Here is a 16,935-nt window from a genome sequence, read left to right as displayed (position 1 = left end):
GAAAGTGAAACTACATAGGTAATGCATGGCGCAGTCTAGGTCAGAGCAGCCAGGCAAGGGCCGCCCCGCAGTGATGGCTGCCTCCCCCTCCTGCGTAGCAAGAGAGGGGGAAGGCGCGCAGCGCCACAGGGGGAGTCTCGATCACTCCCAGCGCTGCTGGTACGAAAAAACCGGCAGGCGCCATTTGAAACGAATGGCGGCCAGACGGAAGGCCAGACCGCCGGCAAAACACACGATGGTGCTGATATTGGGGCTGACATCCAGATAGCGCAGGCCCAGGAACATCAGGCATACGGACAGCGACACGCTGGCATACAGCTCGCGTCGGAACACCACGGGGACCTGGTTGCAGAGCACATCGCGCAAGATGCCGCCGCTGATGCCGGTAATCATGCCGGCCATGATGATGACGATGGTCGGGTAGCCCAGCTCCAGCGCGGTATTGCAGCCGATCAGCGAAAAGGCGATCAGTCCCATGGCATCCAGCAGCAAAAACACCTGCTTGAGCCTGTGCATATGGCGTGCAATCACGGTGGTCAGCAAACCGAAGCTGATGACCAGATACACATATTCAGGGTGCTGGGTCCAGCCGATGGGGTAGTGGCCCAGCACCATGTCGCGGATGGTGCCGCCGCCCAGGGCAGTGACAAAGGCGATGACGACGACGCCGAAGATATCCATATTGCGCCGGCCAGCGGCGAGTGCGCCGGACATGGCTTCGGCAGTAATGGCCACCAGATAGATGACCAGCATGACGGTGAAGTTGGAGGCCTGGAACGAGTCCAGCAAAGAGACGGAAGGAAGCATGAAGGCACTTGAAAATAGACCAGCCACTCACATCGGCGGGAGTGTCCGGCTTGCCTCTCCCGCTGTCCTTTTACCTGAGAGTTGCGCATGAGCACCTTCGCGGTGGACATGCTTGCCCCTTCGGTGAGCCCTGCAGACTTGTGGTTGCGGGCTGCTCTCCAGTTGGCGATATCCGGGTCCTGTCAGACCCACCTGCGGTACTTATTGCCTGAGCGATTATGGGAGTTTGCGCCTTCGGCGGGAACCCTCGAAAGGCTCCGCTCTCCCGCGGGATGGGCGCGATTCTAGCCAGTTTCAGCGACTTTATTCGGGTTAATACCTGTATTGGTGTGTTTCTGCGGCTGCCGGCTCGGGGTGCGGAGGGCCGGTCTGAATCTGCCATGGCGCGCACAGGCGCGCGTCTTCGTCTGTGAAACAGTCCGCCATAAAAAACGCATACGCACGACATCGAAGCCCAAAAAGCGCAAAGCTCGTCGCAACGAAGGCCATTGCGCTTCGTTTGGCCAGCGCTGCGCCGCAACAAAGCATCCCCACGGCCATTTTTAAGACTCTTCTTATTTCGCTCGTTCGAGTCCGTTCCTATCCTTGTTCATTCCAGATCAAACGGTCACGGCGAACCTCGGCGTTCGCGTAAGGCCGCAGCGTGTTTGCTCACGCATGCAAAAGGGGATGGGATGGGAGATTGGTTTCGCCAGGCGCGTTGGGCCTCATTTGGCCTGCTGGTGCTGATGGCGCCGGCGTCTGCACAAGCGAAAAACAGTGCCGCACAGGAGAGCGCGGCGCAGAGCAATGCGGCGCAGGAGCTACTGCGCCAGCAAGAGCGTGAGCGGATACTTCGCGAGACGCAGGAAACAGCGACCGATGTACGGTTGCAGCCGGCGCAGGCTCCGCCGCTGGACCGGCTCCCGTTGGACGAAACTCCATGCTTCCCGATTGAACGCATCTGGCTTGATGGCGAAGACGCTCACAGATTCATCTGGTCCCTGAAAGCGGCCGACCCCGGCAATGACCCTGCCATGGGGCGATGCCTCGGCACCGACGGCATCAACATGGTCATGGCGCGTGTGCAGAACGCCGTCGTCGTCCGCGGCTTCGTTACCACGCGCATCCTCGCCGCGCCGCAGGACCTCACAACCGGCACGCTGACACTGACCGTCGTTCCCGGTCGCATCCGCCACATCCGTTTCGCGCCCGGTACTTCGCCCAAGGCCACTGCCTGGAATGCCGTGCCGGCCAAGCGCGGCGACCTGCTCAATCTGCGCGACATCGAACAGGCGCTGGAGAACTTCAAGCGCGTACCCACCGTCGAAGCAGACATACAGATCACCCCTGCCGAGGGCGACGATGCACGCCCCGGCGAAAGCGACCTGCTGGTTCTCTGGCGGCAGCGCTCCCCACCCGTTCGCTTCAGCGTGTCGCTGGACGACTCCGGCAGCAAGGCGACCGGCAAGCTCCAGGGCGGTGCCACGCTCTCGCTCGACGATCTGCTCATGTGGAACGACCTGTTCTACGCCAATATCAATCACGACGTCTTCAACGGCGGCAACAAGGCTACCCGGGGCTACACGGCGCATTACAGCGTTCCCTATGGCTACTGGACCCTCAGCGCGACCGCCAGCGGCTACAGGTACCGGCAGGGCGTTGCCGGCTACAGCCAGAACTACCTCTACAGCGGCACCAGCGAGAACGCCGAAATGCGCCTGTCGCGTCTGCTCTACCGTGATGCCAGCCGCAAGACCTCGCTCTATGGGCGCGGCTGGATGCGCAAGTCCAACAACTTCATCGACGACACCGAAATCGAGGTGCAGCGCCGCCGCACGGGCGGTTGGGAGCTGGGGCTCTCACACCGTGAATATCTGGGCAAAGGCACGCTGGATGCGAGCTTTGCCTACCGCCGGGGCACCGGGGCGTTTCATGCGATGCCAGCACCCGAAGAGGACTTCGGTGAAGGCAGCTCGCGGATGAAAGTCTTCACGGCTGAAGCCCAACTCATGGCACCCCTCAGCCTCGGCTCGCAAAGCGCACGCTACATCGGCAGCTGGCGTGCGCAGTGGGACCGCACGCCGCTGGTACCCCAGGACCGCTTCTCCATCGGCGGCCGCTACACCGTGCGCGGCTTTGATGGCGAGCTGACACTGATGGGAGAGCGTGGCTGGGTCTGGCGCAACGAACTCGGCCTGCAGCTGGGCGCCGGCCAGGAGCTCTATTTCGGCGTCGACTACGGCCGCGTCAGCGGCCCGTCCACGCGCTGGCTTCAGGGGCGCAACCTGGCCGGCTCGGTCATCGGCCTGCGCGGCGGCGCCAAGGGCTTCCATTGGGACCTCTTCGCCGCCACGCCCCTCCACAAGCCCCAAGGCTTCCTGACCGACTCGCTCACCACCGGCTTCACCCTCGGCTGGTCCTACTGAATCCGTACCGATTTCGCACAAGCAAGGGATGTGATGGCATGAACAAGAACCTCTACCGCATCATTTTCAACCGGGCGTTGGGCCTGTTCCAAGTCGTAGCAGAGATTGCTCGCTGCAACAGAGCAGGCGCAAGCTCGGGCACTACCGCCGGCAGCCGGTTCCTGGCCACCCTCCGTCCCTTGTGCTTCGCCCTGGCGCTTGCGCTCGTCCAGGCGGTCATCGTACCGATGGCCAACGCCCAGGTCGTCGCCGACCCGAATGCACCCGGTAACCAGCGTCCGACCGTACTGGAGGCTGCCAACGGCGTGCCCCTGGTGAACATCCAGACGCCCAGCGCTGCCGGCGTATCGCGCAACACCTACAAGCAATTCGACGTCGACCAGCAAGGCGCCATCCTCAACAACTCCCGCACCAATACGCGCACAGAGCTGGGTGGCTGGGTGCAAGGCAATCCTTGGCTGGGCAAGGGCACGGCCCGCGTCATCTTGAACGAGGTCAACTCCAGCGCCCCCAGCAACCTACGTGGCTATGTCGAAGTGGCCGGCGACCGCGCGCAGCTCGTCATTGCCAACCCGGCCGGTATCTCCTGCGACGGCTGCGGCTTCATCAATGCCGACCGTGCCACCCTCGCCACGGGCAAGCCGATCATCAACGGCGGCTCGCTGGAAGGCTACCGCGTGGGAGGCGGCGCCATCCAGGTGCAGGGCAAAGGCATGGACGCCAGCGGCACCAACTACACCGACCTGATTGCCCGCTCAGTGGAGGCCAACGCCGGCATCTGGGCACAGCAGCTGCGGGTCACCACTGGCAGCAACGAGGTCAGTGTCGACCATGCCCAGGTACGGAAGACCGACGCCAGTGGCGAAGCACCGGCCTTTGCACTGGATGTGGGCGCGCTCGGCGGCATGTACAGCCAGAAGATTGTTTTGGTCGGCACCGAGCAAGGCGTCGGGATGCGCAACGCAGGCAGCCTTGGCGCTCATGCCGGTCAGTTGGTGGTCACGGCCGACGGCCGCCTGGAAAACAGCGGCACGATGCAGGCCAGAACCGACACCCGCATCGACGTCAGCGGCGGCCTGGCCAATTCCGGAACGCTCAGCGCCGGCCGCGAGCTGGTGGTCAGCGCCCCGCAGGACATCGACAACAGCGAAGGTACGCTGAACGCGCGGCGCATCGAGCTCAACGCGCAGTCCCTGAAGAATCGGGGCGGTGCCATCGAGCAGACCGGCACCCAGGATCTGACCTTGCACGCCGGCCGCGCCAGCAACCGCGATGGCGGCCGTATCGGGCTGGCGGAGGCTGACCCGGGCAATGGCGCAGCACCGGGGGCTAGCACGGGAGGCGGAACGGGCGCTGAAACGGGAGGTGGAGCGGGCGGCGGCGAAGGCTTGCCCAATGACGGCAGTGCCAGCGAAGACGGCGGCCAGCCGGGCGCCGGCGTTGCGCCGCTGGCGAACGGCGCGCTGAACATTGCTGCAGCGCTGGACAACGACGGTGGTCGCATCATGGCTGGCGGCGATATCGACCTGACTGCCAAGGCCGGCCTCGACAACGACACCGGGCATCTGGGCGCGCGCCGGCTCGACGTGAGCGGCGACCTAGGCAACCGCAAGGGCGAAATCAAGGTCGCTGCCGATGCGCGCATCGCGGCAGGTCAACTCAACAACGATGCCGGCCTGATGCAGCTGGCCGGTCCCGTTGCCCTGAGCGCGCAGGACTTCTCCAACCGCGCCGGCATCTTCCAGCACAGCGACAAGGCCGACACCCACATCAAGGTCAAGGGGCAACTCGACAACAGCGAGGGCACCTTGGCCAGCAATGCGAAGCGCCTGAGCCTGGACGCCGGCCAGTTGGTCAACATCGATGGCCACGTCGCCCATGCCGGCGACGGTGGCCTGCAGGTCAATGCCGGCGCGTTCAGTGGCGCGGGTGGCGAGACGGCCACGGCCGGCGCCGCCAGCTTGCGCCTGGGCGATAGCGACCACCGCAAGGCCACGCTCAGCGCCGCGCAGATCGACCTCGACGCGCAGTCCTTCGACAATCGTGGCGGCAAGGTCATCGCTACCGGCAACCAGACCAACCGCCTCGAGGTGGCCGGTACGCTCGACAACGGCGACGGCACCATAGCCAGCAATGCCGACCTGGGCATCCGTGCCGGCACCCTCGGCAATGCGCAGGGGAACATCCTGCACGCCGGGGACGGCCGCCTTGATATCGATGCCGGCACCCTGCGCGGCGAGGATGGCAGCATCGCCAGCAATGGCGCGCTGGATCTGAAAGGCCAAACCACCGATCTGACCGGAGCCGCCACGCAGGCCAAGGCCATCACCGTCAACACCGGCATGCTGACCACGGCCAAGGGCACGCTCGTCGCCAGCGGCAGCGGGCCACTGGACCTCAAGGTCCGTGGCGCGATGGACAATCGTGGCGGCACCGTCGCCGGCAACGGCACCGTGGACCTGCGCGCGAAGTCTCTCGACAATACTGGCGGCACGCTGTCGGCCGCCGGCACGGACGCCAGCCGCATTGCCGTCACCGACCAGCTCGACAACACCGATGGGATCCTGGCCGCGGCGGGCGACATCACCGTGAAGGCCGGCGAACTGGTGAACCGGGGCGGCACCATGGTGGCGTCCGGGGATTCCGCCCTGGCCGTCAACGTCGACGGCACGCTGGACAACAGCGCTGGCGGCACCCTGGCCGCAGGTGGCGACATGGCCCTTGCATCCGGCGTGCTCTATAACCGAAAAGGCACCATTCAGCATACCGGCAGCGGCGCGCTCACCGTTGCCACGGGCGACCTTGCTGGCGCTGGCGGCACCCTCGTGAGCAGGGGCGCGCTGGACCTGAAGGCCGGCCGTGCCGACCTCCGCGGCGGCACCACCCAGGCCGACAGAATTGCTATTGCCGCCGACACGCTCAGCACGGCGGGCGGCAGCCTCGTCGCGCTGGGCAGCGATACCCTCGATGTGAACGTCGCCGCAGCGATGGACAACAACGGCGGCACCATCGCCGGCAATGGCGCGGTCAGGCTCGCCGCCCAGTCGCTGACCAACCGGGCCGGCAGGATTTCCGCTGCCGGCGCCGAGGCGAGCAAGGTTCAGATTGCGCAGCGTCTGGACAACTCGGGCGGCGCCATCGCCACCGCTGGCGACATGCAGGTGAAAGCCGGCGACCTCATCAACAGGGGGGGCTCGCTCGTCGCCGCAGGAGGGGCTGCGCTGAGCGTCGAGGCAAAGGGCCTGCTCGACAACAGCGGCAAGGGCATGCTTGCTGCTGGCGGCGACATGGCGGTTTCGGCCGACACGCTGGACAACCGGGACGGCAGCATCCAGCACGCCGGCGAAGGTGTGCTGCAGCTGGCCGTCAACACCTTGCAGGGGGAGAGTGGTGCCATCGCCACCAATGGTGGCCTGGAGCTGACCGGCGAGCACACGGACCTGCGCGATGCAAGCACGCTCGCCCGGCGTCTGTCTATCGACACCGGCACATTGACGACTGCAGGCGGCAATCTGAGTGCCACTGGTTCCGACCTGCTGGTCGTTCGGGCGCGCGAGCGTATCGACAACACGGGCGGCACCATCGCCGGCAATGGTGGCCTGGATATGCAGACCCGCGTTCTCGGCAATGCGCACGGCACGATTTCAGCCGCAGGCAGCGCGCCGAGCCGCGTTGACGTTACCGGTGCCTTCGACAATACCGGAGGTGCCCTGGCCGTGGCCGGAGACACCTCGGTTGCAGCCGGCACACTGCACAACCAGGGCGGCTCCGTGGTGGCTGCCGGTGACGCGGCTCTCAAGGTCGTCGTGGACCGCCTGCTGGACAACAGCGGCAAGGGCACGCTCGCCGCTGGCGGCAACCTGGCCGTCGGCGCAGCAGTCCTGGACAACCGCGGCGGTGCCGTGCTGCACTCCGGCAAAGGCACTGCGGATATTGTCGCTGCCGAGTTGCAAGGCGCAGGCGGCAGCATCGCCAGCAACGGTGCGCTCGCCATCGGTGGCGACACCACCGACCTCAGCGGCGGCAGCACCTTCGGCGAGCACATCCGCATCGAGACTGGCCGGCTGCTCAACAGCGGGGGCAAGCTCATCGCCACCGGCACGGATCTGCTGCGGGTTCACGCCCGCGACGGCGTGACCAACAGTGGCGGCACCATCGCCAGCAATGGCGCGCTAGACCTGCACACGGCCTCGCTCGGCAATCAGGACGGCAAGATCAGCGCAGCCGGCTCTGCCGACACCCGAGTGGAGGTTGATGCAGCCTTCGACAATCGCGGCGGCGAGCTGGTCGCGGGCGGGAGCATTCATCTCAAGGCTGGCGACCTGTCCAACCAGGGCGGCACGGTACTCGCCGCCGAGCGGGCGGCGCTGACAGTGAACGTCGCCAATCGCCTGGACAACAGCGCCGAGGGCACACTAGGCGCGGGCGGCGATCTGGCCGTGAGCGCGTCCGTGCTCGACAACCGCATCGGCACCATCCAGCATGCCGGTGACGGCACCGCCACCATAGCGGCCGGCGACCTTCAAGGCGCGCGCGGCACCATCGCCAGCAACGGGGCCCTGACGCTGAGCGGCACCACCACCGATGTCGGCGGCGGCACCACCCAGGCCAGGCAAGTCGCTATCGACACCGGCACGCTCAAGAACGTGGACGGCACGATAGCGGCCACCGGCGGCGCACCGCTGCTCGTGCACGCTCGCGACCGTATCGACAACAACTCCGGCACCATTGCCGGCAACGGCACGCTGGACCTGCAGGCCGGTGCGCTCTCCAACCAGGCGGGCAAGATTCAGGCGGCTGGCAGCGGCGACAGCCGCCTTTCCGTCACCGGACAATTCGACAACCAGCGTGGCAGCATCGTTGCTGCTGGCAACACCACGGTCACGGCGGGCAGCTTGCACAACCAGGGCGGCACGGTTGCCGCCACCGGGCAATCGGCGCTGTCCTTGTATGTGAACGGGCTGCTCGACAACAGCGCCAAGGGCACGCTGGCCGCTGACGACGACCTCACGGTCAGCGCCTCGGTGCTCGACAACCGAGGCGGTGCCATCCAGCATGCCGGTGACGGCACCGCCACCGTGCTGGCCGGTCAGCTGCAAGGCGCAGGCGGCAGTATTGCCAGCAACGGTACGCTGGACATCGGCGGCACGCTCACCGACTTCAGCGGCGGCAACACCTTCGGCGAGCGTATCCGCATCCACACCGGCCGGCTGCTCAATGCCGGCGGCAAGCTCATCGCCACCGGCGCCGACCAGTTGCTGGTTCGCGCCGTCGATGGCGTGGACAATTCGGGCGGCACCATCGCCGGCAATGGCGCGCTGGACCTTCAGGCCGGCTCGCTGGCCAACCGCGACGGCACCGTGCAGGCAGCAGGTGATGCAGCCTCACGCCTTCATGTGGCGGGCACCCTGGACAACACCGGCGGCCGAGTGCTTGCTGCCGGAGAAACCACCGTCAATGCCGGCGAACTGCTCAACCAGCGCGGCAAGGTGCAGACCTCCGGCGATGCCGGCCTGTCGGTCAGCGTAGCGGGCACGCTCGACAACCGGGACGACGGCCTCATCGCCAGTGCCGCAAAGGCCGACCTGAGCGCAGGTTCGCTGGACAATCGCGGCGCTGCCGTCAACGCAGCCGGCCCCCTGACTGTCGCAGTGCAGCTGGCGCTGGACAACCGTGGCGGCAAACTGGTCAGCGCCGCCGATCTTGGCGTCACGGCCGCCACGCTGGACAACCGCGACGCCGGCCTGCTCGTCTCCACCGATGGCAAGCTCGACGTGGGCACCCTGGGCCGCACCGAGAACGCGGGCGGCACCCTGCAAGGCGGTGGCGATGTCCGCCTGGCCAATACCGGGCTCGGCAATGCCGGCGGCTCGGTGCTCGGCGCCAACGTCGAAGTCGATACCCGTCTAGCTTCGCTCGACAACGCTGGCGGCTCCATCGCCAGCACTACCGGCACCCTCGACCTGGACAGCGGCGCACTGAACAACGCGGGCGGCCTGTTGCAGTCGGCACAGGGAATGCGCGTGGACACCCACGGCCGTGAACTGGACAACACCGACGTCGCCAGCACCGGCGGCATCCTCAGCGGCGACACGCTGGTGCTCAGCACCGGCAGCCTGAAAAATCGCAGCGGCATCGTGCAGAGCCAGGGCGATTTCATCGCCCGCACCGGCGCCATCGACAACACTGCCGGGCAACTGGGCAGCAACGCCAATGTCGATATCGGCGCCGTCTCGATAGGCAATGCCAGCGGCAAGGTTCAGGCGGGCCGCGACCTGACTGCCAACTTCTTCGGCGTGGCAAACAATGACGGCGGCCTGATGGTCGCAACTGGCGGCCTGGCTCTCAACGCCGCGCAAATCCTCAACCGCGATACGCAAAGCGCGGATGCCGACCAGCCGCTCGGCCTGCAGGGTGACAGCGTCGTGCTGACGGCCCATCGCACGGACAACACTGCCGGCACCATCGCCGCAGACAGCAGCATCGCCATCCAGGGCACGGGTGAGGGCAGCGTGCTGGACAACACCCTTGGCAACGTCACTTCGGGCGGCAGCATCGAGCTTGAGGCCAATCGCGTGATCAACCAGCTTGGCACGCTGCTGGCCGGCAAATCCCTGGGGGTGAGCGCCGACAGCCTGGGCGGCGACGGCAGCCTGCTGTCCAAGGGCGACCTGAGCCTCATCCTTCAGCAGGACTTCACCAACCTCAAGGAAATCACCGTCAACGGCCGCGCGCTCATCAGCACTGGCGGCCTGCTGACCAACCACAGCCTGCTCCAGGCCGGCGACCTCGAAGTGCGCGGCGCCAACGTCAACAACACCGCCACCGGCGAGATGAGCGGTGGACGCACCACCGTCGTTGCGCGCGATACCCTGACCAACCGTGGCCTCATCGACGGCAGCCAGACCCGCATCGATGCTGGCACGCTCGACAACGTCGGCACCGGCCGCATCTACGGCGACCACCTGGCCATCAAGGGCGGCACGGTCAATAACCGCGAGGAAGGCGGCCGAGCCGCCGTCATCGCCGCGCGCCAGCGTCTGGACATCGGCGCCGGGTTCCTCAACAACCGTGAGCAGGCCCTGATTTTCAGCGCCGGCAGCGGCAGCGACGCCATGAACATCGGCGGCACGCTGGACGCCAGCTACCAGGCCACGGGACGTGCGGGCCTCATCCTCAACGACAGCGCCACCATCGAGTCGCTGGGCGGCCTGAGCATCGACAGCGCTCGCCTGCTCAATCGCAACCTGCATTTCCGCACCGAACTGGCTCAGGTCGGCGGTCCGACCAGATACCTCTACATCCAGCCCAAGGGCGACCCCGGCAAGTACAGCGCCGACGATTACCAATGGGAAAGCTGGAGCCGCGCCGGGCGCTACCGCCACAAGCAAACCGGCGCGGAAGTACGGGACTGGACGCAGTACGACGTCATCCGGACCGAGTACGAAACACAGGTGGTTGAAAGCGCGCCCGCGCTCATTCGCGCAGGTGGCAGCATGAGCTTGCGTGGCGACGAGCTGCTCAATGACAAAAGCCAGATTATCGCTGGCGGCATCCTGCAGGGCGATCTGGACCGGCTGAACAATGTGGCCGCCATTGGCGAGCACATCACCAGCGAGTCTGGCACCAGCCAGTACAGCTACTCAAAGTGGCGCGGCGGAAGGAGGCGTTACTACCAGCGCCGGTGGGATGCAAAGATTGCCTACAACCCCGCCGACACCGTGCAGACGGTTGATCTCGGCGTGTCCAAGGTCGTGCAGAACGCTGCAGGCGGCGGCAGCGGCTTTGACGTGGACGGCCGTCAGATCGGTCAGGTCGACGCCAGCGTAGGCGGCAGCGCCAGCGCGGGCGGCAGCACCGGCCTGAAACAGATCACCGAAGTCCAGGCCGAGTTGAACGGCGTGAGCGGCCCGGGCACCGCCTCGGGCGGCCAGGTCACCGGCGGCAACGGACCGGCGCTGATCAAGGAGCAAGCCGTGGCCGGCAACAGCGGTCCGGGCCAAACCCAGGTCGATGACATCAACACGCTTGAAGGCCCCGGAGCCAGCCAGGCAACGGCGGTCGACACACTGGCCGGCCCGGGTCAGGCCAGCGGGCAGGATGTGGTCAACCGCAGCGGCCCCGGCAGCCAGCAAGGCGGCTCGGTGGACGGCGCCAGCGGCGATGCGCCGGCGGTCATCCGGACTGTCCAGGTGGACACCGACGTGCCCGCCAACAGCCTGTTCCGCACCGGCCCCAGCGCCGGCGGCTACCTCATCGAGACCGACCCGCGCTTCGCCGACTACCGCAACTGGCTCAGCTCCGACTACATGCTGTCCCAGCTCGGCTATGACCCGGCCACCACACACAAGCGCCTGGGCGACGGCTTCTACGAACAGAAGCTGGTACGCGACCAGATAGGCCAGCTGACCGGCCGCCGCTTCCTCGATGGCTATGCCAGCGACGAAGTGCAGTACCGTGCGCTGCTTGAGGCCGGCAGCACCTATGCCCGCGCGTGGAATTTGCGTCCCGGCGTGGCCCTCAGTGCCGCGCAGATGGCCCAGCTCACCAGCGATATCGTCTGGCTGGTGGAGCGCGACGTAAGGCTTGCCGACGGCACCACCACCCGAGCCCTGGTGCCGCAGGTCTACGTCCGCGTGAAGCCCGGCGATATCGACGGCGGCGGCAGCCTGCTGGCCGCCAATGCCGTCGACCTCAACCTCCAGGGCGACCTGGTAAACTCCGGCACCATCGCCGGGCGCACGGCGGTAAAGCTCACCGGCGAAAACCTGCGCAACCTGGGCGGCCGCATCACCGGCGATGCCGTTGCGCTCAACGCCAGGACCGACATCGACAATATTGGCGGCACGCTCGATGCCAGCTCCACGCTCCAGCTCAATGCCGGGCGTGACCTCAATGTTGTCAGCACTACCCGCCGCGACGTCAAGCAAGCCGGCCTCAGCGACTTCAGCCGTACCAACCTGGACCGTGTGGCTGGCCTGTATGTCAGCAAACCCCAGGGCACGCTAGTTGCCATGGCCGGGCGCGATGCCAATTTGATTGCGGCCCAGCTCATCAACAGCGGCAAGGACGGCCAGACCACCATCGCCGCAGGCCGCGACCTGACACTCGGTACCGTCAAGATTGCCGAGCAGGAGAACAACGTCCGCAATGCCAGCAACTACCTCAAGCAAGGCTACGTGCAGGATGTCGGCACCAACATCACTGCGGCGGGCGATGTGCGCTTGCAAGCCGGCCGAGACCTGAGCGCCATTGCGGCCAACGTCACCAGCGAACAAGGCGCACTGGTTGCCGTTGCGCACGGCGACGTCAACATCCTGGCCGGCGAAGCCAGCAGCAACTGGGCCGAAGGCCGCCAGCACAAGTCCAGGAGCCTTTTGGGCTCCAGCAGGAAGACCACCCGCGACAGCCTGGAAGAAAGCAGGGCGGTATCCAGCACCTTCAGTGGCAGCACCGTGGCGGTGCAAGGACAGAACGTCACCGTCACCGGAAGCAATGTCGTATCCGATGCCGACACCGTCATCGTGGCCAGGAACGACCTGACTATCCAGGCGGCGACGGAGACCTCCAGCGAGAGCCACTTCAAGGAGACAAGGAAAAGCGGCTTCCTCTACAACGGCGGCATCGCCTTCACCGTCGGCAACCAGATGCAGAGCGCAGACCGCAAGGATGTCAGCACGCATGCGGCTGCCTCGACCGTCGGCTCCACGGATGGCGACGTCAATCTGGTCGCCGGCAACCAATACCAGCAAATGGGCAGCCATGTCCTGGCGCCCAAGGGCGACATCGACATCCACGCCAGGAAGGTCGATATCATCGAAGCCCGGGAAACCGGCAAGAGCACCCAGGAAAGCAAGTTCCGCCAGTCCGGCTTGACCGTAGCCCTGACTTCGCCGGTGATATCGGCCGTCCAGACCGGCCAGCAGATGAAAAGCGCCACGGACAACACCTCGGACACGCGCATGAAGGCACTGGCCGCCGCCACCACCGGGCTTGCGGCAGTCAACGCCTACGCTGCCGTCAGCGCGGACCCGAAAGCCGCCGGCGGCCTCAATATCTCCATCACGGCCGGCTCCAGCAAGAGCGGCAGCAAGTCCACCACCACCTATGACACCGCTGCCGGCTCCACCGTGGCTGCAGGCGGCGACGTGCGCATCAGCGCCACCGGCGCCGGGCAGGATTCGGACATCACCGTGCGCGGCAGCAGCATCAGCACGGGCGGCAACACTCATCTCAAGGCCGATGGCGACATCAAGCTTCTCGCCGCCGAAAACACCGTCGAGACCAAGCACTCCAGCAGCAACTCCAGCGCGGGCGTAGGCGTCGCCATCTCGGTAGGCCAGGGTGGTGCCTCCATGGGCATCACCGCCAATGCAAGCCGTGGCAAGGGCAAGGGAGAGGGCAGGGACGTCACCTGGACCAACAGCCTCGTCAGCGCCGGCGAGCGCCTGACCCTGGAGTCTGGCGCTGATACCAACCTCAAGGGAGCGGTGGTCAGCGGCAAGCAGGTGGTGGCCGATGTGGGCGGCGATCTGAATATCGAAAGCCGGCAGGACAGCAGCAGCTACGCCAGCCGCAACCAGACGGTGGGCGGCAGCCTTACCATCAGCCCCGCAGGCGTGCCCATTGGCGGCGGATTGAATGCCGGCCAGAGCAAGGTCAACAGCAATTACCAAAGCGTTACCGAGCAAAGCGGCATCCAGGCAGGGGACGGCGGCTTCCAGGTCAGCGTCAAGGGTGACACCGACCTCAAGGGCGCTGTCATCGCCAGCAACCAGACGGCGATAGATCAGGACAAGAACCGTTTCAGCACCGAAGGCGCGCTCACCACCAGCGACCTGCACAACAGCGCCCACTATGAAGGTCAGGCCGTGGGGGTCAATGCCAGCGTGGGCAACGATGCAGGCAAGTTCGGCGTCAAGGGCGTGGGAGCCGGCGTAGGCCAGGACAGCGGCAGTGCCCAAGGCACCACCACCGCGGGTATCTCCGACATCGCAGGCGACCAGAGCGTGCGCACGGGCGATGCCACGGGCATCGAGCGGATCTTTGATCAGAACAAGGTGCAGCGCGACATCGATGCGCAGGTGGCAATCACGGCGGAGTTTGGCAAGCAGGCCAGCAAGGCGGTGGGGGACTTTGCAGGCCGGAAGTACAACGAACTCAAGGACTCGGACCCCGTTGAAGCGGCGAAGTGGAGCGAGGGCGGAGCCTATCGTGTTGCCCTGCATGCTGTGGTGGGAGGACTTTCAGGAGGAGTGCAGGGGGCGATGGGCGCTACTGCGGCCAGCGCAGCAGCCCCTTCTATTGAGCAACTGCAGCAGCAATTCCAGAGCGCGCTTCAAAATTCGGGATTGGGAGAGGGAGCCGCTAAAGTGCTTGCTAGCTTGGCAGGCGGCGCAACAGCCACGACGATTGGTGCAGTAGCCAGCAGTGGGTCTGCGGCAGGTGCGGCCGCGGCCTTTAATTCGGACATGAACAATCGGCAGTTGCATCCAAGTGAACGCCTGTTGGCTCGTACTCTCGCAGCAAGAAGCAATGGGAAATACGCAGTGACACAAATAGAAGATGCCTTGCGAGTCGCGGGAAATACTGAAACAGCGGAAAGTATCGTGGCGGGTATGGTTGTTGATCCCAGTGAGCGCGATGCGATTTATGACAGTGGAGCTGTATGGACCATTGGCAGCACAGGCCAAATGGTTCAAGTCGTACCGAAGCAACCTGCAGCTGATTTAATGCAATTTATCCAAAGCAGCACTGCAGGTAAATATGACTGGTATATGCCATCGTCAAATGGTAATGAACTTGCCTCGACGCCAAGAGATCGCCTGACCGGAGCTCCATTAGACGAGCAGGGTCGCTATAGTCAGATCATCATTCTAGATGGAAAAAAATACCAGCCAAAATATTTTCCATGTGCGAAACCAGAGTGCTTGGGGTCAAATTTGGATAGTTCCGACCCTGGAACTAACGCGTATATCAAGGCTATGGATGCACAGATATTTAAAGACATTAGTACAGGCGCTAACTATGCAACTCTGATGACTCCCGCTGGGGCTTCAGGTCAAACACTTGCGGCCCTTGGACTAGTTGCATCGGCGGGGAGCGCGGTTACTGATAGCAATGCTCTTGATGAGTTGCTGAAATATGGATCGCAGAAAGGAAGTGAAAAATTATTTGTAGATATTCTTGGGCATACTCCTGCAAATGCAGCAAGAGCAATTTCCATTATTGATCTATCTGGAGGATGGAGTGCATTTGTTGAGAGAATTAAAATTGATATTTTAGAAATAAGAAATAAAAGTGAAAATTAAAAAAAATATTCATATAATTGTTATATTTTTCGGTATATTTATTTCTGTGTATTTCTTTAAAGGGTGGGAGAATTTTATTGGATATTTAGGTTTTTTATTTCTGTTAGCATGGAATATATATGCATTTCTAAATGGGAAAAATATGATTTCCATTCCGAAGATGACAGAGAATGTGAGAACTAATGGAAGTCACGAGGCTAGATATTTCTTGTACGTGGTGTCATGGTGTGTTATTGCCATTTTTAGTGCGGGATACATCTACAAACGCGTTCTTGCTTAAAAGGACGTCATTGTATAAATCGATGTGCAGCAAGCATTAGTCTTGTTGCATGAGCCGTCCGCGTAATCCTCTACAACAAAGAAGTAATCGAAAATGACTCAAGAAGAAGAGCTGCGCCAACTAGCAAATGCGTTTTTTCGGAAACTGGATAAATTTCATATCGATGCCATAAAGGAATATGTAGACCATGGAGAAAGCACACTAGCGCTGGAGATGTTGTGTGATTTTCTCGGTGATCATGGCGTAGTCCTGAGCACATTCGAGTATCAAGAGATAACTCGCCTAGGGGTGTTGTTGGATCTAGATATCAATGATGCTCGACTCACGTATCTCCAGACTCTTATGACAAATCACTAGTGTGTAGAAGTTTAAAAACGGGGTGACCTTCGCCAAAGAACATAGCTTGCGCCCTGGTGCTGAACTCTCTGCAGAGCAGGTTTTGTGCATCCGCTGCTGGCCTTGTCTGGGCTGCCGTGGACAGTTCCCGACTTCAGCACGCTGCGCCTCAGACAACGCAGCCTGGATTTGCAAGTGGCATATAGACCCAGCTCGGGCGAGCTGAACTTGCTGCTTGACTCCACAGGGACCACGTTCCTGGGGGAGGGCGAATGGAAGTGCAAAAAGCATGGCGCAGAACGTCGGCGTCAATGGCGCAAGTTGTACATCGGTATTGATGCGTAAACACTGCAGGTACGAGCTATCTGCTTTACTTCTAACAATGTCACGGGCGCCGCAGTGTTGCCGCAGTTGCTGGGGCCAGTTCCTGCCGAGGTGCCCCTGCTGACAGTGACAGGCGCCGGGGCTTATGGCACGCAGCCTGTGCATGCGGCAGTCATGCTGCGCCCATCATTCCCCCGAGAAAGAGTGACAGGGTGTGCAAAAAGCGATGCCTTGGCACACCGCAACGCGGCTATCGCCGCATGCCGGCGTCTCGGTCGCAAGCTCTGGAAAAGCTGGAGTGGATACCACCGGAGCAGCCTGGTTGAGACCAAGATGAACTGCGTCAAGTGGCAGGGTGAACGAGTAATGTCACGCACGTTCGAGCGGCAGGTCAGCTAACTGCACATTCGAGCCGCCATCCTCAATCGGTTTACTGAACTGGGCTGCCCGCAGACGGTGGCTGTGACTT

4 protein-coding genes, 1 pseudogene and 2 riboswitches are annotated in these 16,935 nt (G+C 63.5%); of the genes and pseudogenes, 4 read left to right on the top strand and 1 reads right to left on the bottom strand.

Annotated features, from left to right (window positions below; translation table 11 throughout):
* Positions 1-141 precede the first annotated feature (141 nt).
* Entirely contained in the window at positions 142-807 is a 666-nt protein-coding gene (locus CTATCC11996_RS20950) for a trimeric intracellular cation channel family protein (protein WP_003069687.1), read from the bottom strand.
* Between the two features lie 52 nt (positions 808-859).
* Positions 860-979: riboswitch (glycine riboswitch) on the bottom strand.
* 13 nt (positions 980-992) lie between these two features.
* Positions 993-1,085: riboswitch (glycine riboswitch) on the bottom strand.
* 396 nt (positions 1,086-1,481) lie between these two features.
* Between CTATCC11996_RS20950 and CTATCC11996_RS20945 the strand changes: the two genes are divergently transcribed.
* The 4 genes and pseudogenes from CTATCC11996_RS20945 to CTATCC11996_RS25255 form a co-directional block, all read left to right on the top strand.
* Positions 1,482-3,215 (top strand): ShlB/FhaC/HecB family hemolysin secretion/activation protein, encoded by a 1,734-nt coding sequence (locus CTATCC11996_RS20945; RefSeq protein ID WP_003080149.1) that lies wholly within the window; start codon positions 1,482-1,484, stop codon positions 3,213-3,215.
* Positions 3,216-3,253: 38 nt separating this feature from the next.
* Positions 3,254-15,526, top strand: coding sequence for a two-partner secretion domain-containing protein (locus CTATCC11996_RS20940; RefSeq protein WP_003080147.1), 12,273 nt, complete (start codon positions 3,254-3,256; stop codon positions 15,524-15,526).
* Between the two features lie 373 nt (positions 15,527-15,899).
* Entirely contained in the window at positions 15,900-16,163 is a 264-nt protein-coding gene (locus CTATCC11996_RS20935; RefSeq protein ID WP_003080145.1) for a MafI family immunity protein, read from the top strand.
* A 78-nt stretch (positions 16,164-16,241) separates the two neighbouring features.
* Positions 16,242-16,931 (top strand): annotated as a pseudogene (locus CTATCC11996_RS25255) (IS5 family transposase); the annotation flags it as partial.
* Between the last annotated feature and the right edge of the window lie 4 nt (positions 16,932-16,935).

The sequence above is a fragment of the Comamonas testosteroni ATCC 11996 genome (assembly GCF_000241525.1).
GTDB lineage: Bacteria > Pseudomonadota > Gammaproteobacteria > Burkholderiales > Burkholderiaceae_C > Comamonas > Comamonas testosteroni.
The sequence above is the reverse complement of the archived record's forward strand: the minus strand, read 5'-3'. Positions and strand labels throughout refer to the sequence as shown.